Origin of the sequence: Bacillus sp. KS1, from assembly GCF_020075515.1 — a bacterium.
In the GTDB taxonomy this organism is placed as follows: Bacteria; Bacillota; Bacilli; order Bacillales; family Bacillaceae; genus Bacillus; species Bacillus velezensis.
The window spans coordinates 545154-567000 of record NZ_JACAWW010000004.1 but is presented as its reverse complement, the minus strand read 5'-3'; the positions used below and the strand labels follow the sequence as shown (position 1 = coordinate 567000).

The 21847-nt window shown below is 48.1% G+C and carries 22 protein-coding genes; 14 read left to right on the top strand and 8 right to left on the bottom strand.

Annotated elements, in window-relative coordinates; genetic code table 11:
- The first annotated feature begins 51 nt into the window (after positions 1-51).
- Entirely contained in the window at positions 52-1206 is a 1155-nt protein-coding gene (ftsW, locus tag HWY38_RS03200; protein ID WP_224181257.1) for a putative lipid II flippase FtsW, read from the top strand.
- Between the two features lie 54 nt (positions 1207-1260).
- Here the strand turns inward: ftsW and HWY38_RS03195 are convergent, their stop codons facing one another.
- Entirely contained in the window at positions 1261-1611 is a 351-nt protein-coding gene (locus HWY38_RS03195) for a P-II family nitrogen regulator (protein WP_014419080.1), read from the bottom strand.
- A gap of 17 nt (positions 1612-1628) precedes the next feature.
- Complete coding sequence (locus HWY38_RS03190) at positions 1629-2840, bottom strand: ammonium transporter (protein ID WP_003151223.1); 1212 nt, start codon at positions 2838-2840, stop codon at positions 1629-1631.
- Between the two features lie 252 nt (positions 2841-3092).
- On the opposite strand from HWY38_RS03190, the gene HWY38_RS03185 reads away from it, so the two are divergent.
- The 3 genes from HWY38_RS03185 (at position 3093) to HWY38_RS03175 (ending at position 6637) form a co-directional block, all read left to right on the top strand.
- On the top strand, positions 3093-3659 hold the full coding sequence (locus HWY38_RS03185; protein ID WP_007614320.1) for an isochorismatase family protein: 567 nt from the start codon (positions 3093-3095) through the stop codon (positions 3657-3659).
- Positions 3659-5020: an MFS transporter gene (locus HWY38_RS03180; RefSeq protein ID WP_224181415.1), complete on the top strand. Its 1362-nt coding sequence runs from the start codon at positions 3659-3661 to the stop codon at positions 5018-5020. The genes HWY38_RS03185 and HWY38_RS03180 overlap by 1 nt, the downstream gene beginning before the upstream one ends.
- A 162-nt stretch (positions 5021-5182) precedes the next feature.
- Positions 5183-6637, top strand: a complete 1455-nt coding sequence (locus tag HWY38_RS03175) for an NCS1 family nucleobase:cation symporter-1 (RefSeq protein WP_032875989.1) — start codon at positions 5183-5185, stop codon at positions 6635-6637.
- Between the two features lie 34 nt (positions 6638-6671).
- Here the strand turns inward: HWY38_RS03175 and HWY38_RS03170 are convergent, their stop codons facing one another.
- Both HWY38_RS03170 and HWY38_RS03165 read right to left on the bottom strand, forming a co-directional pair.
- Positions 6672-7868 (bottom strand): MFS transporter, encoded by a 1197-nt coding sequence (locus HWY38_RS03170; RefSeq protein ID WP_014419077.1) that lies wholly within the window; start codon positions 7866-7868, stop codon positions 6672-6674.
- 22 nt (positions 7869-7890) lie between these two features.
- Positions 7891-8304, bottom strand: a complete 414-nt coding sequence (locus HWY38_RS03165; protein ID WP_007407562.1) for a MarR family winged helix-turn-helix transcriptional regulator — start codon at positions 8302-8304, stop codon at positions 7891-7893.
- A 331-nt stretch (positions 8305-8635) separates the two neighbouring features.
- On the opposite strand from HWY38_RS03165, the gene spoIIID reads away from it, so the two are divergent.
- The 4 genes from spoIIID (at position 8636) to HWY38_RS03145 (ending at position 11902) form a co-directional block, all read left to right on the top strand.
- On the top strand, positions 8636-8917 hold the full coding sequence (gene spoIIID, locus HWY38_RS03160) for a sporulation transcriptional regulator SpoIIID (protein ID WP_003151236.1): 282 nt from the start codon (positions 8636-8638) through the stop codon (positions 8915-8917).
- A 180-nt stretch (positions 8918-9097) separates the two neighbouring features.
- Entirely contained in the window at positions 9098-10099 is a 1002-nt protein-coding gene (mbl, locus tag HWY38_RS03155) for a cell shape-determining protein Mbl (protein WP_003151237.1), read from the top strand.
- Positions 10100-10258: 159 nt separating this feature from the next.
- A complete protein-coding gene (locus tag HWY38_RS03150) occupies positions 10259-11056 on the top strand; it encodes a flagellar hook-basal body protein (protein ID WP_224181256.1) in 798 nt (265 codons plus the stop codon).
- Between the two features lie 24 nt (positions 11057-11080).
- Positions 11081-11902: a flagellar hook-basal body protein gene (locus HWY38_RS03145; RefSeq protein WP_032876942.1), complete on the top strand. Its 822-nt coding sequence runs from the start codon at positions 11081-11083 to the stop codon at positions 11900-11902.
- A gap of 17 nt (positions 11903-11919) precedes the next feature.
- On the opposite strand, the gene HWY38_RS03140 is transcribed toward HWY38_RS03145, so the two are convergent.
- Positions 11920-12984, bottom strand: coding sequence for a tetratricopeptide repeat protein (locus HWY38_RS03140; RefSeq protein WP_032875994.1), 1065 nt, complete (start codon positions 12982-12984; stop codon positions 11920-11922).
- 195 nt (positions 12985-13179) lie between these two features.
- On the opposite strand from HWY38_RS03140, the gene fabZ reads away from it, so the two are divergent.
- Together fabZ and mscL are read left to right on the top strand one after the other, a co-directional pair.
- Positions 13180-13605 carry a 3-hydroxyacyl-ACP dehydratase FabZ gene (gene fabZ / locus HWY38_RS03135; protein ID WP_003151242.1) on the top strand — a complete coding sequence of 142 codons (426 nt, stop codon included), beginning with the start codon at positions 13180-13182 and terminating at the stop codon, positions 13603-13605.
- A 56-nt stretch (positions 13606-13661) separates the two neighbouring features.
- The gene (gene mscL, locus HWY38_RS03130) at positions 13662-14057 is read left to right on the top strand and encodes a large conductance mechanosensitive channel protein MscL (protein WP_003151243.1); all 396 of its coding nucleotides are present in this window, start codon (positions 13662-13664) and stop codon (positions 14055-14057) included.
- Positions 14058-14104: 47 nt separating this feature from the next.
- On the opposite strand, the gene HWY38_RS03125 is transcribed toward mscL, so the two are convergent.
- Positions 14105-14515 (bottom strand): YwpF-like family protein, encoded by a 411-nt coding sequence (locus HWY38_RS03125; protein ID WP_044802928.1) that lies wholly within the window; start codon positions 14513-14515, stop codon positions 14105-14107.
- Between the two features lie 172 nt (positions 14516-14687).
- Here HWY38_RS03125 and HWY38_RS03120 point away from each other — a divergent pair, with 172 nt between their 5' ends.
- From HWY38_RS03120 to HWY38_RS03105, 4 genes are all read left to right on the top strand, one after another.
- Entirely contained in the window at positions 14688-15041 is a 354-nt protein-coding gene (locus HWY38_RS03120) for a hypothetical protein (RefSeq protein ID WP_003151247.1), read from the top strand.
- A 97-nt stretch (positions 15042-15138) separates the two neighbouring features.
- Positions 15139-15480, top strand: coding sequence for a single-stranded DNA-binding protein (locus HWY38_RS03115; RefSeq protein WP_224181255.1), 342 nt, complete (start codon positions 15139-15141; stop codon positions 15478-15480).
- A gap of 208 nt (positions 15481-15688) precedes the next feature.
- On the top strand, positions 15689-16471 hold the full coding sequence (locus HWY38_RS03110) for a DeoR/GlpR family DNA-binding transcription regulator (RefSeq protein ID WP_224181254.1): 783 nt from the start codon (positions 15689-15691) through the stop codon (positions 16469-16471).
- Positions 16468-17325 carry a Cof-type HAD-IIB family hydrolase gene (locus tag HWY38_RS03105; protein WP_224181253.1) on the top strand — a complete coding sequence of 286 codons (858 nt, stop codon included), beginning with the start codon at positions 16468-16470 and terminating at the stop codon, positions 17323-17325. Before HWY38_RS03110 ends, HWY38_RS03105 begins: the two co-directional genes overlap by 4 nt.
- Positions 17326-17437: 112 nt before the next feature.
- Here HWY38_RS03105 and HWY38_RS03100 read toward each other — a convergent pair whose 3' ends face one another.
- Together HWY38_RS03100 and HWY38_RS03095 are read right to left on the bottom strand one after the other, a co-directional pair.
- Complete coding sequence (locus HWY38_RS03100) at positions 17438-20212, bottom strand: DEAD/DEAH box helicase (RefSeq protein ID WP_224181252.1); 2775 nt, start codon at positions 20210-20212, stop codon at positions 17438-17440.
- Complete coding sequence (locus tag HWY38_RS03095) at positions 20199-21809, bottom strand: SWIM zinc finger domain-containing protein (RefSeq protein ID WP_224181251.1); 1611 nt, start codon at positions 21807-21809, stop codon at positions 20199-20201. The genes HWY38_RS03100 and HWY38_RS03095 overlap by 14 nt, the downstream gene beginning before the upstream one ends.
- Positions 21810-21847: the final 38 nt, after the last annotated feature.

The following is a 21847-nucleotide window of genomic DNA, read 5'->3' as shown; positions in this document are numbered from 1 at the left end:
TTACTGTGCGTCAAGTATGCGGGAAAAGAATAGCCGAAGGAGTTTTGTCCGTTGCTGAAACGTTTGAAAAACGCCGATCTGCCGCTTGTGTTTGTCATTATGCTGCTTTGCGGATTCGGCTTGTTAATGGTGTACAGCGCCAGTGATGTGATGGGGTCTCAGCGGTACGGAGATCCATCCTATTTCTTCCATAAACAAAGTACCTCTTTACTGATCGGATTATGCTTATTTCTATTTGCCGCCTGTCTGCCGTATAAGCGGTATGCGCGGCTTGTACCGCTGTTTGTGGTCGGTTCGCTGGTATTGCTGCTGCTCGTATTGATACCGGGAATCGGGCTGGAGCGGAATTTTTCCCGCAGGTGGCTGGGAGCGGGCCCGCTTGTCGTACAGCCGTCTGAATTGGCGAAGATCGCCATGATTTTGTATTTCGCTTCGATTTATACGAAAAAGCAGCCGTACATTCATCAATTCGTGAAAGGGGTTCTGCCGCCTTTAGTGATTTTGGGGACCGCTTTTCTGCTGACATTGGCGGAGCCTGATTTAGGGACGGCTTCCTTAATCCTGGCGGCGTGCGGGTCGATTTTATTATGTGCCGGCTTGAAAAAGCGCCATCTGTTCGTGCTCGGCGCGACGGCGGTGTCCGGGGTTGTTTATCTCGCATTTTCCGCTTCCTATCGTGTGAAGCGCCTCGTTTCCTTTACCAATCCGTTTGGTGATGCGAACGGGGACGGCTATCAGCTGATTCAATCCTATTTTGCTATTTCCGGAGGCGGGTTTTTCGGAAGAGGACTTGGAAACAGTGTTGAAAAAATGAACTATCTGCCTGAGGCGCATACCGATTTCATTATGGCCGTGATCAGCGAAGAGCTGGGGATATTCGGTGTTCTGATCGTTTTGGGATTATATTTTGCGTTAATGCTTCTCGGCGTAAAAACGGCCGTGCGGGCTGATGACCCGTTCGGGAAGCTTCTTGCCATCGGAATTACGTTTCAATTAATGTTTCAGGTTGTATTGAATTTGGGTGCGATGAGCGGACTTCTCCCGGTTACGGGTGTGCCGCTTCCGTTTATCAGCTACGGCGGTTCTTCATTGATTATGACGCTGTTTTTGTGCGGCATACTGGTCAATATCAGTACATATGCAAAAAAACAACCCGTACAGCATAAGCGTCCTGCCCCGCATGAAAAAAAGGTTTCTTCTTTTTAATGGAGTCCGAAAAAAAAACGCCCGGGATATGCTGTCTCCGGGCGTTCTGTCTGTTTATAAAGCTTCTGGTCCTTCTTCTCCGGTGCGGATATTAATCGTGTTTCCGATTTCATAGACGAATATTTTTCCGTCTCCGGGCTCTCCCGTTTTCAGCACTTTTTTCGCCGTTTCCACCACTTGATCAACGGGGACCTTGCTGACAACGATTTCCACTTTCAGCCGTTCATACACATTGCTTTCAATTTTGACTCCGCGGTACAGTTCGGTGTGGGCTTTTTGAAGGCCGCAGCCGTGTACGTTGGAGAAGGTCAGCGATGTGACTCCGATTTTACCGAGTTCCTGTTTCAATGTTTCAAACTTAGCCGGACGCGTAACGATTTCTACCTTGAACATTTGACCGCTCATCTAAGCCACTCCTCACTTTATAAGTCCTGATATGCTTTTTCCCCGTGCATCGTTAAATCAAGCCCGAGTGACTCTTCTTCTTCACTGGCGCGAAGGGGAATGAACAGACCTACAATTTTAATGATAACGAAAGTGACAATAAATACAAATACATAGGTTGCCGCAATGGCCGCAATCTGCTTCCAGAGCAGTCCCGGATCGCCGTAAAACAGCCCGTTTGCCCCGCCGTCATTGACGGAAGTGGTGGCGAATAAACCGGTCGCGATGCCGCCCCATGTCCCGCCGATCCCATGCAGGCCGAAAGCGTCAAGCGCATCATCATAACCGAAAGTCTTTTTGAGCCAATACACGCCCCAGAAGCAGACAAGCCCGCCGATGAAACCAATTACGATGGAAGAGAACGGCGTAACGAACCCGGCAGCCGGCGTAATGGCGACAAGCCCGGCAATAGCGCCTGATACAGCACCCAGCATGGTCGGTTTCTTGTTCAGCATCCATTCGATTAAAATCCAGCCGATAATTCCGGCCGCAGCCGCGGTGTTTGTGTTAATGAAGGCAAACATCGCGATACTGTCAAGCGTGAGGGCGCTGCCGACATTGAAGCCGAACCATCCGAACCAAATGAGCGCTCCGCCCAAGAACGTGTAAATTAAGTTGTGAGGGGAAGCCGCCGTGCCGTCCTTGCGTTTCCCGAGCACAATCGCCAGCACAAGCCCGGCGACCCCGGAAGAAATGTGGACGACGTTTCCGCCTGCGAAGTCAAGAGCGCCCATTTGGCCGATCCAGCCGCCGCCCCATACCCAGTGCGCAACGGGGGTATATACGAGGGAAGCCCACAAAAAGGAAAATACAAGAAAAGCACTGAATCTCATGCGTTCAGCAAATGCTCCGGAAATAATGGCCGTTGTCAGTACGGCAAACGTCATTTGGAACATCATGAACAAGGAATGCGGGATCGTATCACTATAACTTCCGGGTTCAAAGCCGACCCCCTTCAGCCCCGCCCATTCAATCCCGCCAAGCCATGTATTCCCGGGGGCAAAAGCAAGTGAATATCCGTACAAAACCCAAACGACGGATACGATGGCGAGAGAAGAAAAACTATGCATCGCCGTGCTGAGCACGTTTTTGCTTTTTACCATTCCGCCGTAAAACAAAGCCAGCCCGGGGGTCATCAGCCACACGAGTAAAGCGCAAAAGAACATAAATACTGTATCGCCCATCTGCATGTTGTATTCCTCCGTCTCATTCAGAATGTAATTGTGATTAATTCATTATTATAGAGAAAAAAGAACGATAAAACATTTTCGTGTAAGGTTATCTGACATGGTTTTTTGCGTTCATAATACTGCTTTTTCAAATGGGTGCCGTGCGACTTTATATCCATAAAAAGAGCGCCGGAGCACGGCGGAAGAAATCCTGGCCGGGAAAGAGTAAAATAAACGGGGTGAGAAACACTAACTGCATCAGGAGGAATCATTATGACAACATCATTAAATCTGCAATTTGAAAAAACGGCTTTGGTCATTATTGATTTACAAAAAGGCATTGTGCCGATGGATAAAAGCGGTACCGTTGTGCCGAACGCGAAAAAATTAATTGATGTGTTCCGGGAAAAAGGCGGATTTATCAGCTTTGTGAACGTGGATTTTCATGACGGAGCGGATGCGCTGAAGCCGCTGACGGATGAAGAGGCGGCGGGCCATTCGGCTCCGCCGGCGGATTGGGCTGAATTTGTGCCTGAAATCGGAGTGAAAGAAAACGATTATACGGTAACAAAACGGCAGTGGGGCGCGTTTTTCGGCACGGACCTGGACCTTCAGCTCAGAAGACGGGGAATCGACACGATTGTGCTATGCGGGATTGCGACAAACATCGGTGTGGAAAGCACGGCACGGGAAGCTTTTCAGCTCGGGTATCAGCAAGTTTTCGTAACTGACGCGATGGCGACATTCAGCGATGAACAGCACGAAGCGACACTCAAGTTTATCTTCCCGAAAATCGGCAGAAGCCGGACGACGGAAGAATTTATCGCACAGACAAAATGATATTCTCCAAAAAAAGCCGCGTCCTGTTTTTGACAGCCGTGGCTTCGGGGACGATGCTGAACCCATTGAACTCATCGATGATTTCTCTTGCGCTTCACAGTATTCAGCATGAATTTCACCTGTCGTTTACAACGGTGTCCTGGCTGATATCGTCCTTTTATCTGGCCAGCGCGGTGGCGCAGCCTGTTACCGGGAAGCTCGGTGATATGCTCGGCAGGAAGAAGTTGTTTTTGATCGGGCTCCTGCTTGTTGCCGTCTCGGCGGTCGGCGCGCCGTTTGCGCCGACTTTTATGACTTTGCTGATCATGCGGCTTTTTCAATCGATCGGAAGCAGCGCGATATATCCGTCCGGCGTCGGATTGATCCGTTCAAATATACAGGAGAAGCAGGCTTCGGCGCTGGCCGTCCTGTCAATCTTTGCATCAGCCATGACGGCGCTCGGTCCCACTCTCGGCGGTTTTCTGATCGTTTGGGGAGGGTGGCCGGCAATCTTTTTCGTCAATCTGCCGTTTATCATTCTCAGCTTTTTTCTCGGAATGTATATGTTTCCGAAAGATGAAAAACGCGAGATCGGCGGCTTGAAAGGCGTGCTCCGCCAGCTTGATACGATCGGGATACTCCTGTTTGCCGGAGCGATTATCCTTCTCCTGTCGTTTTTATTGTCCTTCAGTACGAAGCCTCACTATACAGAAGGCGTATTAGGGCTTTTGTTTGTCGGGCTCTTTATCTGGCGCGAGCTGAAAACAGAGAAGCCGTTTATTGATGTCAGGCTGTTTAAAACGCATCGGAAACTATCGTCGGTGTATATTCAATTTATTTTGCTGAATATATTCTTTTACTGCATCTTTTTCGGGCTTCCGAGCTATTTTCAGGATGAAATGCATTTGTCCGTTCAGACAAGCGGATTGATTATGCTGTTTATGTCGGGCATGAGTATTCTGGTGTCGCCCCTGACCGGAAAATGGATAGATAAGAAAGGGCTTCTTCAGCCGATTGTTGCCGGAACCTGCCTGACCGCGATCGGGGCGGTGCTGTTAACGTTTTTCTTTCTTCAGGCGCCTATGATAGGAAAAGGGCTGATCCTGTCCGTGCTGGGTGTCGGCTACGGCTTCGGAAATGTCACGTTTCAGGCGGCCATGCTGAAAACGAGCCCTGCCGACATGGTCGGAACAACGTCCGGCCTGTTTCAGACCTGCCGGTATCTCGGTTCGATTTTGTCTTCTGTCATTTTGGGCATTCTTTTCGGAAAAGAAATTACCGCCGGCCATTTTCATATGCTCGGCACGATTCTTATCGTTGTCGGCGCCGTAAGCCTTTTGATGGCGTTCCGGTTTTCGGTTCTCCTCAAAAAAGCCTCTTAACAGGCGCAAAAAAAGAGACGGGCTCTCCCCGTCTCTTTTTTTGTGTAATGTGCTCAAAAATCAAAACGATTATTGTCGACAGCGACCAATGTTATTTGCGGAATTTTCAGTTATATTTTTTCACATGTGATGTAAGGAAAACGTACATGTGGGAGGGAGAAAATGAAAAAAACAACGAGTGATCGGCTGAGCAACAAAGATTTACTGCCTTTAGAAGACGGCGAACGGACATGGAAAGCGGTGAATTTTGCATCCATCTGGATGGGCTGTATTCATAATATCCCGACCTATGCGACTGTGGGCGGGCTCATTGCGATCGGTCTTTCTCCGTGGCAGGTGCTTGCCATTATCGTGACGGCGTCACTCATTTTGTTCGCCGCTTTGGCCTTGAACGGCCATGCCGGAACGAAATACGGCCTGCCTTTTCCGGTCATTATCAGGGCTTCTTACGGAATATACGGCGCTAACATTCCGGCGCTTCTCAGGGCGTTTACAGCCATCATGTGGCTCGGAATTCAAACATTTGCCGGAAGCACGGCTTTACACATTCTGCTTTTGAACATATGGCCGGGCTGGGGGAGTCTCGGAGGAGATTGGAATATATTCGGGCTTCATCTGCCGGGCTTTCTGTCGTTCATTTTCTTTTGGGGCATTCATCTGCTTGTGCTGCGGCACGGCATGGAATCAATCAAAAAATTTGAAGTGTGGGCGGGCCCGCTTGTTTATCTCGTCTTCGGCGGTATGGTCTGGTGGGCGATAGATATTGCCGGCGGGCTCGGACCGATTTACTCACAGCCTGGAAAGTTCCATACCTTTTCTGAAACGTTTTGGCCGTTTGCAGCAGGGGTGACGGGCATTATCGGGATATGGGCGACATTGATTCTGAATATTCCTGACTTCACCCGGTTCGCCGCGTCGCAAAAAGAACAGATTCGCGGCCAGTTTTACGGCCTGCCGGGAACGTTTGCGCTGTTTGCGTTTGCGAGCATTACAGTGACATCCGGATCACAGGTAGCATTCGGAGAACCGATTTGGGATGTGGTGGAGATTTTGGCCCGGTTTGATAATCCTTTTGTTATCGCTCTTTCGGTCATCACGCTTTGCATCGCCGCCGTCTCGGTTAACGTGGCGGCAAACATCGTGTCACCGGCCTATGACTTGGCGAATGTCCTGCCGAAGTATATTACATTCAGGAGGGGAGGGTATTTGACCGCTGTTCTGGCCCTGTTCACAATACCGTGGAAGCTGATGGAGAGCGCCACGAATGTTTATGCGTTTCTCGGGCTCATCGGCGGGATGCTCGGACCGGTGGCCGGGGTGATGATGGCTGATTATTTTATCATCAGAAAAAGGCAGCTCTCAGTTGAAGACCTTTATTCGGAAACCGGACAGTACACTTATTACAAAGGCTATAATTACCGGGCCTTTGCCGCGACTTTTCTCGGCGCGTTTATTTCTTTAATCGGGATGTACGTCCCGGCGTTCGCCGGCATCTATGATATCTCCTGGTTTGCGGGTGTCATTTTGTCATGTCTCGGTTATACGGCGCTTATGTATATTCATCCTCCTTATGTAAAAGCGGCGGGACGAATCGCGCGGGAAAGAGCGGCCGAATAAAAAAAGCCGGGGCTGCCCCCGGCTTTTTGTCATATCAGTCTGCGATTGAAACGTTTCCGTCCGCTTCAAGCGGCGTTCTTTTTTTCTGGCTCCAGCCATACAGGAGTAAAGCAATCAGGACGAACAGCCCCGCTGCCAGATAAATCGAATGGAATCCGGCCGAAGCGACGAAGAGGCCGAATACATAAGACCCGCCGGCAATCCCGCTGTCAAAGAAAGTGAAGAAGGTAGCCGTCGCAAAGCCTGAACGGTGTCCGGGCGAGTTCTGAATCGCCAGCGTCTGCATACACGGTACGATAGAGCCGTATCCGAGACCGATTACGGCACCGGACAAGAGAAGCATGAGGGCGCTGTTTGTCATCGCCAGCATGCAAAGCCCCGCGGAGAACACGATAATCGACGGATAGATGACGATTCCCGGTCCCACTCTGTCAAACAGCTTTCCTGTGAAAGGACGGGCGGCCATCATCGTTACGGCGAAACAGACGAAGAAATAGCCGCTGACATCCAACAGGTGGATCGTCTTTGCATAAACGGATAAATATGAAGTCACACTTGAATAACAGAAAGAAATGGACAACCCGACAATCGCGATTTTAAGCGCGCCTTTTTCAAACATGTCGGAGAAAGAAAAACGGAAGACAGTCGTTCCGCTGTTGTTTTGATCCGGCACACGAATCATAAAAGCAATCAGCAAGCCTAAAGAAACAAATACAGCAAAAATCGTAAAGAAAACCGGAAACGAAATGACTTTCACAAGGCTCAGCCCGAGAAAAGGACCGATCGCCATGGCAAGGTTCATAGACATCGCAAAATAACCGAGCCCCTCGCCGCGCCGCTTGGCGGGAATAATGTCAGCGGCAATTGCGCCCGTAACCGTCGTTAAAATGCTGAACCAGATGCCTTGGAAAAAACGCAGTCCGAGCAGCAGATAGAAATTGTGTATCGGCAAATACAGATAAGAAGACAGGGCGAACAGCGCCAAGGATACAATCGTCATTCTTTTCTTGCCGAACCGTTCAATAATCGCCCCTGAAAAAGGACGGGTGATAATAGCAGATAACAGGAACAGGCTGATCAAAAGCCCTCCTTGCGATTCACTGCCGCCAAGCTCCTGAATCATATAGATAGGCAGCACGGCCAAAAATGTATAAAAGAACACAAAGACAAATAAATTCACGAGTACGACCATAATAAAATCTTTGGTCCAGATCGAGTCAGATTTACTCAAAAGTACAGCACTTCCCTTTTTATTATTTCGTTAAAAACACATTCAGAAACTCAGAAAAAGCTTCCTTATCTCCATCTTGGAAATCCGCAAGCATGTCTTCCTCGAACTTCAGCATCTCTTGATTGATGCTGTCGTATTTCAATTCAGCTTCCTTCGTCAGGACGACGAGCTTTTCCCGCTTGTCTTCTCCCTGTTCCCGCTGAATCCAGCCGTTTTCTTCAAGGCGTTTGATCGTTCTGGTAACGGTCGGCGCCTCAACGTTCAGATAGGACCAGATTTCTTTTTGGGTCATCGGTCCGATCGTTTTTAAGCAATATAGGATTGACCATTGAGAGGAGTACAGGCCGAATGGTTCCAGCCGTTCATTGGCTTTCTTTGTAATCAGGCGGGCGCATTGATTGATTTGATGAATGAGGCGTCTGTTGACGTGGATCATTTCCGTTCTCCTTTTCAAAAAACTTACCTAAGTAACTAATTGTGCTGTTTCATTCTACAGCAGGATCGCGCGGATGTAAACCCCCCGTTCAAAAAGCAGAAAATTATGACCCGCCCCTTGTCCTTATTGAGTTTTTAGCATATTCCCAATTCATTGCTAATACACTGTTACAAACCTATCAAAGAGAGTGTTTGAGGTGAGGGATCGTGGGCATATTTCTAAAACCTTCTTATATAATCGGACAACGAAGAAGCTGCATCATCAGTGAATCTGTTACAGAATACGGATCTCATTTCACACTTCTCACATCCAACTGGGGAGGTCGAGTGGTGTGCACGATTACATCAAAGAGCGAACAATCAAGATTGGTAAGTATATCGTGGAGACGAAAAAAACCGTTCGTGTCATTGCGAAAGAGTTTGGTGTTTCCAAAAGTACCGTACACAAAGATCTGACAGAGCGCCTGCCTGAAATCAATCCTGACTTGGCGAATGAAGTAAAAGAAATACTCGATTATCATAAATCCATCAGACATTTAAGAGGGGGAGAGGCGACGAAATTAAAGTACAAGAAGGATGAAATTCTTGAAGGGGAGCCCGTTCAGCAGCCGTAGCGCCTGACGTCTGCCGGGCCCTTTTTTCTCCTCCCGGACGGTTTCGCGAATATCCGCAAAATTTTGTCAAGAACTTATATCGTTCAGCAGCTTTTTTTTGATAAATTATGATAATATATATAATTAGGGCACAATGTGGATATTTTACTGTGAAACAGATATCAAGGAGGATATAAATAGATGTTTGCAAGGGATATTGGAATTGACCTCGGTACTGCAAATGTACTGATCCATGTAAAAGGAAAAGGAATTGTTCTGAATGAGCCTTCCGTTGTGGCACTTGATAAAAACAGCGGCAAAGTGCTGGCTGTCGGTGAAGAAGCCAGACGAATGGTTGGACGTACACCTGGGAATATTGTTGCGATCCGTCCGCTGAAAGACGGCGTAATCGCAGACTTCGAAGTAACAGAAGCCATGCTGAAACATTTCATTAATAAGCTGAATGTAAAAGGACTTTTCTCAAAACCGCGCATGCTGATCTGCTGCCCGACGAATATTACATCCGTTGAGCAAAAAGCGATTAAAGAAGCAGCTGAAAAAAGCGGCGGAAAGCATGTGTACCTTGAAGAAGAACCAAAAGTTGCCGCTATCGGCGCGGGTATGGAAATCTTCCAGCCGAGCGGTAACATGGTTGTTGACATCGGAGGCGGTACGACAGATATCGCAGTTATTTCTATGGGCGATATTGTCACCTCCTCTTCTATTAAGATGGCTGGGGACAAGTTTGACATGGAAATCTTAAATTATATCAAACGCGAGTATAAGCTGCTGATCGGTGAACGTACCGCTGAAGATATTAAGGTGAAGGTCGCAACGGTTTTCCCAGACGCACGTCATGAAGAAATCACCATCCGCGGCCGTGACATGGTTTCCGGTCTGCCGAGAACGATTACAGTAAACAGCAAAGAAGTAGAAGAAGCCCTTCGTGAATCAGTTGCCGTCATTGTGCAGGCCGCCAAGCAGGTTCTTGAAAGAACACCGCCTGAATTGTCCGCTGACATCATCGACCGCGGCGTTATCATTACCGGCGGGGGAGCGCTGTTAAACGGGCTTGACCAGCTTCTTGCCGAAGAGCTGAGGGTGCCTGTTCTTGTCGCTGAGAACCCGATGGATTGTGTTGCGGTCGGAACCGGCGTCATGCTGGATAACATGGACAAGCTTCCAAAACGCAAACTGAGCTGATGATAAAACCTCATTCTGAAAAAGAATGGGGTTTTTTTCTGTCAAACCCTTCACGAACGGGAATGTAAATCCGATAATAAGAAAAAATGCTGATTTTCATTATAGAACAAATGTTCCGGTGAGGCAACTGGAAATAATGCTATTTCAGAGGTGGAAGACTTGTTAAAAGGATTATATACCGCAACGTCCGCAATGATTACACAGCAGAGAAGAACGGAAATGCTGTCAAATAACATCGCAAACGCGAATACATCAGGGTACAAAGAGGATCAAGGTTCAATCCGCGCCTTTCCCGAGATGCTTCTGAGCCGAATAGAAGGCGACAAAAAAACGAAAATCGGTTCCGTCAACACAGGCGTATACATGCAGGAGCTGAAACCGTTGTTTACGCAGGGAAGCCTGAAAACGACCGATCAGCCGACGGATATCGCACTGATGGAGAATCAGGTTCCCAAGAATGCCGAAACGAATGAAAACGCCGAGCTGTTTTATCCCGTGCAGACCGCAGGCGGCGTCCGCTATTCAAAAAGCAGTACTTTCTCATTAAATGAAAACAATCAGCTTACGATAAACGGAAACCTTGTGTTATCAACAAACGGACAGCCGATTACAGTCAACAATGAAAAATTCACCGTATCAGAAAACGGAACGGTCACGACAAACGGCCGGCCGGCGGGGCAGATTGACATCAGAATGGAAGAAGACGTGCGCAATCTGAAACGGGACGGCAATGACCTATACAGCACGGCCGACGGCTCTGAACTGCCGAGCGCGGCGGCGAATCCCCAAGTCTCGTATTCATTAAAGCAAGGCGTCTCGGAGCTTTCGAACGTGGATGTGACGAGCACGTATACAGAAATGACGGAAGCATACAGATCATTTGAAGCCAATCAAAAAGTCATTCAGGCTTACGATAAAAGCATGGATAAAGCCGCAAATGAAATCGGCAAAGTGTAACAAAATGGGGGACATTCAATTATGATGCTCAGATCAATGCTGACGGCTTCAACAGCCTTAAATCAGCTTCAGCAGCAGATGGATACAGTCAGCAGCAACCTTTCAAACAGTGATACGACAGGCTATAAAGCGAGGGACTCCCGCTTTTCCGAGCTGATCAGACAGCAGTATGACCATATAGATGACAAAAAGGAAAATTCGCCGAACATGCGGAAAACGCCGCCCGGCCTGCGTCTCGGCGCCGGAACGGTCATGACTCCGCAGCTGGACTCAGGGCAGGGAAGCATCAAAAAAACCGACCGTGACCTTGATATCGCGTTCACATCACCTTATCAATATCTTCAGGCAGAAGCGGACGGACGGCGGGTGTATACAAGGGACGGCTCACTTTCCCTCAAGCCGGCCGGCGGAAATGACCGGCTGCTTCAGCTGATGACAGCGGGAGGCAATCCCATTCTCGATGAGAACGGTCAGCCCATACAAATTGACAGTTCGCTGACTCAGCTGAAAATCAGCAAAACCGGAACGCTGACTGCTTCAGACCAGGCGGGAACCCGTTCGCAGACGTTTAATCTCGGCATCGTCAATGTCAATAATCCTCAGGCGCTTCATGCGGAAGGGGATAATCTGTTTTCCGTAAACGGCGCGGGGGCTTCAGCGATTGAAGAGCTTACCGGCGCAAACCGGCAGGCAATCGGCATGGAGCAGGGCGCGCTTGAAGGTTCAAATGTCGATATGTCAAAAGAAATGACCGACTTAATCGTGTCTCAGCGTTCCTATCAGCTGAACAGCCGCACGATTACATTGGGAGACCAAATGCTGGGCTTAATCAACTCAGTCAGATAAAAGAAGGGGCGTTTTGATCAGCCGCGCATGATAAAAAATGCGGCTTTCTCAAAATCGCCCTTTTTTTTGTAGTAATCAGTAATATCCTGAAGCAGCACTTCCAAATCCACCCACGCTTCAATTTTCTGCAGCTCCAGCACGAGCTTCTGCAATCGGTCGTACGGGTCCTCCTGAGCGGTGTACAATATGTTGAGCGCGGTCAGCTTCAATTTCATAATCTTGTTCTGCACTTTTTCAGATATGTATAAACCTTTCTGCAGCACGGTTTGTCCTTCGGCGTCAGATCCGGTTTTAAAAAGTGCTCTGACCGCTTCGTATACACAATGCAGGTAGGAAACGGGAGACTCTTTCTCGAAACGCTGATTGCCCAATACCTTTTTGTAAAAAGGGAGGGCCTCTTTATCTTTTTTCTGGGCGGTCTTTAAAAAACCAAAATTATAATAGGCGTGGCACAGCAGGTTATTGTCATTGATCCGGTCCGTTATCTTTATGGATTCATTAAAGAGCTGTTCTGCGTCGTCATAGCGTGCCTCGTCTATATAATTCACGGCGAGAAGCAGGCGGCAGCTGAGCGTTTTTTTGATGTAGCCGGCTTCATCTTGATAGATTTCCAGCGCTTTATTGACATATTGAATGGAGAGCGCAGGCGACTTCATCATGTAATATGCACCCGCTGTTTTATAATAAAATTCAGCGGCTTCGAAACGGTCCTGAATGGCCGGCAGGTACTGTTCAGCTTCTTTAAAGCGGCAGACAGCACGGTTTGGAGCGCCATTCACCATATGGAATAACCCTTTGAAAAAATAGAAATAATAAGTTAATTCATGATCCATCTCATCTTTGCGCCGCTTCAGCTCGCAGAACAGCTTATTCAGACCGTCTTTTTTCTCAAACAGCAGCTGAAACCGTGCGAAAAACAACTGATATCTGAGTTTGAGCTTTGCATTCTTTTGTAATTTGGGGAGATGCTGATTGATTTGTTCGTGAAGGGAACGGGCTAGATCGAATTGGCGTTTTCCCATGGCATCATACCACTCATTCAGCATCACCAGCGTACGTTTTTCAGTAAACTTAGCAATCATCTTCCAACCTCTTTGCATAGGGTAAAAGTCTTTATTTATCATAACACATTAATGGACGAGGCTCATTGCCAGCTGGTTACAGTTTACAGCGCGGTTGAAAAAGAAATTGATTCATAATATACTTCCAAATGTACAGATTGGTTAGCGCATATACCTTCTATACATACTATTGTCGATGAAGGAGATGTCAAGAGAATGCTTGATACTCAGCAAATTAAAGAAATTATTCCCCATCGCTATCCGTTTCTTCTGGTAGACAGAATTACGGAAGTCGAAGAAGGAAAACGGGCGGCGGGATATAAAAATGTGACGGCGAATGAAGATTTTTTCAACGGCCATTTTCCTGAATACCCTGTTATGCCGGGCGTATTAATCGTAGAGGCTTTGGCGCAGGTCGGAGCGGTTGCGATGCTGATTAAAGAAGAAAACCGGGGCAGGCTCGCATTTTTTGCGGGGATTGATAACTGCCGTTTCAAAAAGCAGGTAAAACCGGGTGACAAGCTGGAGCTTGAGGTTGATATTACCCGCGCGCGCGGTACGATCGGACGCGGCAAAGGCGTTGCCAAAGTTGACGGCGAGCTCGTGTGTGAAGCTGAATTAACTTTTGCGCTCGGAGAATAAAAGCAAACAAATGGGCTTATAAAAAAGCCCATTTTGTATAGAAAGGGGTGAATGTAATGTGGTCAGAATTTAAAAGCTTTGCGATGCGGGGCAATATCATGGATCTGGCTATCGGTGTCGTCATCGGCGGCGCTTTCGGCAAAATCGTGACGTCGCTCGTTGAAGACATCATCATGCCGCTTGTCGGCCTTCTTCTTGGCGGTCTTGACTTTTCAGGACTGGCCGTGACATTCGGCGATGCTCATATCAAGTACGGAAGCTTCATTCAAACGATTGTGAACTTCTTCATTATTTCATTTTCTATTTTTATCGTGATCCGCACAATAGGCAAGCTGAGACGTAAAAAAGAAGCAGAAGAAGAGGCTGAAGAAGCAGAAGAAACAGATCAGCAGACAGAACTGCTGACTGAAATCAGAGATCTGCTGAAACAGCGGGCTCCTCACAATGACTAGGGCACAAAAAAAGGCTGGATGATTAACGTCCGGCCTTTTTCATATGATTATAATTTTTGTTTAAACGCTTCAATCAGCCGGCTGCCCGAGTAGCCTTCTTTCACGAGCGACTCCAGAATGCTTTCTGATCCGGGGTGGTTTCTTGACACCATTTGACCGTAAATTAAAACTTGTATACTTCTTTCCAGCTGGACGATATTTTTGATGCTTCCCGTCAGCTGGGCGGGGCGGTTGCTTTTTTTCGTAATCGTTACAAACACCTTCGCTTCTTTCTGGCTTTTCATCAGCATATCAAAAAAAGACAAGTGTTCGGCCGGGACCAGTGCTTCAATTAACCAATGATTTTCTCCGTCCTCTTTGTTGATGATCAATCCGTCTAAAAGGGGAAACTGTTCAATCGGCTGATCGTCTTTATCTAAACGTTCCACATTCAGATCAACCAGTTTAAAGGTTTTCATCTCTTATTTTCACCCCTGTTGTCCATGTTTTTCGTTCATTTATTATAACACATATCATTTTTCCCGGGAAAATGCTGTAAGACATGCTTCATCATTTTTGTAGGCGGTCAACATTTAATCATTTCTATTTTTTCATTATAATGTAAAAGAATATGGTCATGGAGAGATGCTTATGAATCAATTGCGCCTGAAGGAAATCTATATAGAAGACGGTTCAAGGCGAAAAGACGATCATTCCTACTTGGTATGCAAAAAGGAAGATTGTGAGGTGCATCTTAACAGAAGGGGAAATGTCGTCTTTTTATATGAAACAAAAGACCGCATGGAACAGTATAAAATTCAGCTTTCACTGACTGATAAAAAGCTGAGTTTTTACTGGTTCGCATGGGACGGCGGAAAGTTTGTCCGCATGTTTGAGAAAGACTGGCTCAAAACGAAACTTTTCTCGCGGCTGCTCAAAAATACATATTACATAAGCGGTCAAAAACAAAAGTTTTTTTTATCAGAAAGAAAAACGAAAACATAAGAGCAGCCTGAACGAATAACGGCTTTATCCGCTTTTTGCTTTCACGAGCCCTTGTACTACAATGAAGCCAGCCTCGAAAAAGAGAGGAGGATACGGCTTGTTTAACCACGTTATGCTTGTCGGCCGGCTGACGAAAGACCCAGAGCTCCGTTTTACATCAGCGGGCATTCCCGTCGCGCATATTACGTTGGCGGTAAACCGCAATTTTAAAAGCGCGTCGGGTGAAACCGGAACCGACTTCATCAACTGCACCATCTGGAGAAAAAACGCTGAAAACACGGCATTGTACTGCCAAAAAGGGTCAATGGTCGGTGTAAGCGGCAGAATCCAGACGAGAAGCTATGAAAAGACAGACGGCGTAAAAGTTTATGTGACCGAGGTCATGGCTGATACCGTTCGGTTTATGGATCAAAAACAGAAAGAGCCGCTGGCTGAATAGCATTCTTTTTTCCTCGATTTCCCGCCTTTCAGCGGGCCCCGCAATACCTCCTTCCCACTCGCCAGTCGAAAGACTGGTTTTTTTGTGCGGGAGCTGAAAAATGGTTAAAAAGAAGTGATTTCGCTTATGAATACTTAAAAAAATTGAATATATTAGGATGAAAACTTATAATTACTTACAGATAAGTGACGAAAAAGGGAATGAGGACGTGTATCAAGAAGAAAGACTGATTGCGATAATGGAATATTTGAAACAGCACCGGCGGATCACCGCTGAACAGATATGTTTGCTGCTTCATATTTCAAGAGATACCGCAAGAAGGGACCTTGTAAAGCTGAAAGAGCGCGGGGCCATTATCAGAACACGGGGCGGCGCGATTCTGCCGTCGGTGAATCAGGAAGTTCCTGGCTATTCGGGCCGGCTGAAAACTGTTTCTGAAGAGAAAAACAAAATCGGCAAGCTGGCCGCATCCCTGATCCATAAAGGAGACAGGATCATTCTGGACACCTCGACAACCGTGCAGGCCTGCGCGGAGCATTTAAATGTCACCGGCTGCACTGTTATTACAAATTCGATCAATCAGGCCGATATCCTTTCCGCAAAAGAGGGAATTGATATTCACCTGCTCGGCGGAAAGCTCCAGAAGGAACACCGGTTTTTATACGGGGCTTCCGTCGTAGAAAAACTGGGGGATTATCACGCCGATAAGGTGCTGATCGGCGTTGTCGGCATCTCGGAAAACGGTCTGACGATACCTCACGAAGAAGACGGCATGGTAAAGCGTAAAATGATCCGACAGGCGGAACAGGTGATTGCGCTGAGCGATCACTCCAAGCTTGGCCGTACGAGTTTTTATCAGTATGCAGACCTGCACGAGGTTGACCTGCTGATTACCGATCGGCTGCCTGATCAGGATTTTTGCGATCTGCTCGACCGGCACGGCGTAGAATTGCTTGTAACTGAATCTGAAGAAGAGGATGAGGACATGTGAAACTGATTGCCATAGATCTGGACGGCACACTGCTGAACAGCAGTCATCAAGTAAGCGTTGAAAATGAGCGGGCTTTAAGGGAAGCCCGGCAAGCGGGAATTGAAATCGTGGTTTCCACGGGACGCGCGCATTTTGACGTGCACTCCATCTTCGAACCGCTCGGCATAAAAACATGGATTATCAGCGCAAACGGAGCCGCCATTCATGCTCCTGACGGCAGCCTGTATCATTGTGATGCGATTGCAGAAACAAGAGCCCGCGGCATTTTGTCATGGCTTGAAGAGAATCAATATTACTATGAGGTGTTTACAAACAAAGCCATCTATACGCCTGAAACCGGCAGGCAGCTGCTCGATATCGAAATGGACCGGGTGAAAAGCGCCAATCCGGAAACCGATCTTTCCGTTTTGGAACAGGCGGCTTCAGTGCAATACAGCCAATCCGGCTTTGCTTACATTCATTCATACCGTGAGCTCTTTGAGAAAGAAGAGCATCTGGATTTTTATAATATTCTCGGATTTTCGTTTGATGAGCGGAAGCTGAAAGCGGGCTGGGACCGATTCAGCGGTCAGAAAGATCTCACCCTTGTCAGCTCTGCCGACCACAACTTCGAACTGGCGTCTCGAAACGCCTCTAAAGGGCAGGCGCTCAAACGGCTGGCGCAAAAGCTCGGTATTCCGATGGCTGAAACCGCCGCGGTCGGTGACAGCTTAAATGACTATTCAATGCTTCAGGCGGCCGGAAAAGGCATAGCGATGGGGAATGCGAGAGAAGATATTAAAGAGATCGCTGATGCCGTTACATTGACAAATGATCAAAACGGCGTTGCGCATATGATCAGGAATTTACTGTGAAAGGTATGGCGATACTGTTCATGACTGGCGTGACGCATTCATGGCAAATGCGGCGTAACAGTAAGGACGACATAAAAGACCGGCTCTTTTGAGAGAGCCGGTCTTTTTGCGTTTAATGTGATTGCGCTGATGCGCTGAGAGTGAATAATTCTTCAAGCTCAGCGGATGACAGCTCGGTAATCCAATTTTCACTTTGGATAATCTGATCGTTCAATGTTTGTTTCGTTTCGAGCATGGCATCAATTTTTTCTTCAATCGTTCCCGTCGTAATGAGTTTGTGAACATGGACGAACCGTTCCTGGCCGATTCGGTAGGCGCGGTCGGTCGCCTGGTTTTCCACCGCCGGATTCCACCATCTGTCATAGTGAATGACATGATTGGCAGCCGTCAGGTTCAGGCCGGTTCCGCCCGCTTTCAGTGACAAAATCAGCGTCGGGTATTCTTTCTTCTGGAATCGTTCGACGAGAGAATCGCGTTCCTGCTTGGATAGGCTTCCGTTTAAAAACTGAACCGGTTCTCCGAATGCTTTTTCCAGGAGGCGCTTCATCATGTTGCCCATCTGAATGTATTGGGTGAAAATGAGGCAGCTTTCCCCTTGTCCGCGGATCGCCGCCATTAAATCAAGCAGCTTTTCCAGTTTGACTGATCTCCCGTTTAACAGCTCTGTCTGTTCTTCCTTCAAATAGAGCGCAGGATGATCGCATATTTGCTTCAAGCGGCCGAGCATGCTCAGAATCAGCGCTTTCCGCTGCATCCCGGTCAGAGAAGTCATATGTTCAAATGTATCTTTGACAAGCTGTTCATAAAGGGATGCCTGTTCGGCTGAGAGCGGGATAAACTCTTTTTGTTCCAGCTTGTCAGGAAGATTAAGCGCCACTTCTTCATCCCGTTTTGTCCGGCGCAGTAAAAACGGCCGGATTAACTGCTGAAGCTGGTTGATTCTTTTTTCGTCACGGTCTTTTTCAATCGGCAGCACATAGCGTTTATGAAAGCCGGTCAGACTGCCGAGATAGCCTTTGTTCATAAAATCAAAGATCGACCAAAGCTCTGTCAGGCGGTTTTCCATCGGTGTTCCGCTCAGCGCGATATGATGGACGCCTTTCAGCTTTCTGATCGCGCGGGACTGCTTCGTATGCGCGTTTTTAATATTTTGCGCTTCATCAAGGCAGATGGTGCTCCATGTCACGGAAGAAAGCTCTTCCTGATCGGCGTGCGACAGGCCGTAAGAAGTAAGAACGACGTCCGCGTCCTGATAGGCCGGGACAAATGCTTCCCCCTTCGGCCGGCGGGGGCCGTAATGAAGCATGGCCTTCAGCTGCGGCGCGAAGGTCTGGAGCTCACGCTGCCAGTTGCCGAGCACCGATGTCGGCGCAATGATTAAGGCAGGCGCTTTTTGCCGTCCGCTTTCCTTCACATGGAGAAAATAAGCGATCATCTGAATCGTCTTTCCAAGTCCCATGTCATCTGCGAGACAGGCGCCGAAGCCGTTTTCACGTAAAAACAGAAGCCAGTTCATGCCATACATCTGATAAGGGCGGAGCTGGCCCTGAAACGCGGCGCTGACTTCATGCTCCGGCAGATCCCGGGCTTCCGTCAGTTTGCGGATCAGGCTTCTGAGCTGCTTTGATAATTCGATCTTGATCCCGGCAAATGCCGATGAGTCAATGATGTCCGTGTCCTCGGCTCCGTTTTCCCCGTGATCCATCAGTTCGCGCGCCAGCACGTCGGACATGTGGAGGCCCTCAGATTCCGCTTTTTCCATCAGTTTTTTCATCTGTTTAATAAATTGCGGATCAATTTTCACCCATTGGCCGCGGATGTTGACGAGACGTCTGTTGTTTGCGACGAGCTCATTGAATTCATCCTCTGTCAGCTCAATTCCGTTTGTGGCGAATCTCCAGTTGAAATCAAGCAGAGCGTTCATGCCGACGAAGGACTCGCCCCGCGGGGAGGATGACACTTTCGCCTTGAGCATCATATTGCTGTCCCGGACAATCTGCCACCATGATGGGAGAAGAATCTCCACACCCATATCGACAAGCGTCTCACTCGCTTCCGATAAGAAGATCCAAGCCTCTTCTTCAGAAATCAGCGTCGTTCCTGAATCAAACGAAAGCCAGGGAACCGTTCTGCGGAAGCGGTCCTGTTCGCGCGCGATTTTTCCGCTGTATGCCTGCCACGCTTTTTTCAGTCCCTTCAGTCCGTCGAAAAAGGTGATGGAGCCGGTTTTTTTCTCACGTAAAAACATTTCGATTTTCCAGTCATCACCGTCGAAATCAGGCTCGTTTAATCGGAGCCCTACGGTAAACGGCGTCAGATCGTCATGCCAGCCGATTCCCTCGAGAAAATCATCTTCATCCAAAAAGGAGCCTTTAAACGTATGAACGGCCGGTGAGCGGGTTTCGATCTGCCGCCATTTTTCCAGCAGGTCATCATTGTACTGAATGTAGTCCTGGACCGCGGCTGAGAACCAGTCTGCCGTAAAGCCCTCCAGCAAAAGCTCGCGGTCTTTGAAGCGCAGGACACCATTTTGCCAAGCCTCATAATCCGGAAGAAAATCGCCGTCGGCAATAAATTCGTATATCGTCGAAGCCGCTTCGATTAACGGTTCCGTTTCCTTTGTCAGCTGCACGGTGCTGAATGAATTGAACGAGTTTTTTCCGAGCAGCTCGACGGTCATCCACGGGCTGAGCAGAACGGCCGGGGTGCCGATGAAGCTGACGTCTTCAAGAAACGTTCCGTAAAAGGTGGACTCATGCCATTGGAACAAATGAGTCTTCATCTGACTGAGAGTAAGCGGCTGCTCCTTCTCATCATGGCTTGACAGCGTAAATGTCCAATCTTCCATTTGTTCTACATGAATGAAAATTTCCTTAAGACTCGCCATCAATCAACTTTCCTTTCTGCAATTCTTCTTGAAGGGCGCGCAGCCTCTTGTAACTTGCGCTCAGCCGGCTGATATACCGCTCCCATACCTCTTGTTTTTTTGCCTTTTTATAAAGCGTCCGCAGTTTTTTCAGATGGCGCGCAGCCTCTTTATAGGCGCTGCGGTTTTTTTGGTCGATAAAAAAGGCCGCCGCCCGGTGATAGGAGGGGATGAGCGCTTCCGGATCACTGGCGGCAATTTCCTTCAGGATGTCCTTTTCGATTTCCCAGACGGAAAAACCGACGAGGCTGTGAATCTCCACCCACTCCGCGTACCGCCGTTTTTCATACAGGTACTGGCTGTATTCGGTAAAGGTATAGGGAAGGCAGCCGGAAGCAAACCGTTCAAACAGCTGATCATCCCGTGAGTGCCGCGCATAATCCGCCAATAGCGCAAACAGCTCTCCGATAATGTCGCGCATTTCTTTAAACGGCTTATCAAGCTTCGTATAGTTCACGGCAAGCGGCTCGATCCGGCCATACCATGCTTTCAGCCGTTTCCAGTCTTTTTTCGCGGTGAGTTCACCGAGCCATTGAAAGGTATACGGCAGCGCTTCAGGAGGGAAGCGGGACATATCTTGGAAGACCGCTTCATCATCTTTTTGTAAAAAGGCCAGATGAAGCCGTCCGAACCGCACTTCCGGTGAAAAACGGCGCCCGCTTTCCTGTGCGAGAATCTCCTGTTCACGCGCGACCCATTTCGGCCGGTTCAAAAGCGCGCTCCACATCTCACCGAATACCCGGAGGCGTTCGTATTGAAAAAGCTCTTCTTTCACAAGCAGTCTGCGGAGCACCGGGGGCGTCCGGTCTAAAAAAGGATCGAGTGAAAAAGACAAGGCGTACGTTTTCAGTCTGTCAATGGAGGAGTAAATTGTATCCATCAGCTGTTCCACGTATGGATTGATGCTGTAATAATCTTTTTCGGCATCCAATCTGCCTGACTCAATCAAAGTAAACATGTGAAGCCAGACGGCAAGCGCCGAATGAATCTGATATAAGCTTTTAAGCTCGGGTTTTTTCGGGGCGTGTTTTTTGAGCGCTGACAGATAGCCGTAATAAAGGCCCTGCATCGTCTGGCTTCCGGCCGGCGTCCGCGCCTCCCACAGCGAGAATTCCGAATCAAAAAAAGCGAGCCAGCTTGACAGCGACTCTTCATTCGGCAGCACTTTTTCCTGAAACTGCCGGCGGACAAGCTCCCTGCTTTCCTCAAGCTTTTCTCTTTCCAGCCAATGTTCGGTAAAGGTACCGACCCGCTCGAATTGGGCATATACGTAAAGAAAAACGGCCAGCACGTGGCGGCAGATCGCCTCAGACGGGCATGCGCAGCCGCTTTTCACCATGAAAAATAAGTTCAGCGTGACCCTTACAGGCACAACATCCTGCACATATGCGGAAATCTCTGTCGGGGTTCGAACCTGTATACGATAGACGGAATCCTGCCGATATAAAATGAGTGCTTTCTTCATCAGCTGAACATTGTCTTCATTGTAAGGAAGAAGTTCTTTAAGCTGTTCAGCCGCTGCGAGCACATCTTGTTTAGCAATCATATCCTGAAGCATGATTATCGCTCCTAACGAGTCACAAAATAAAAAGATTC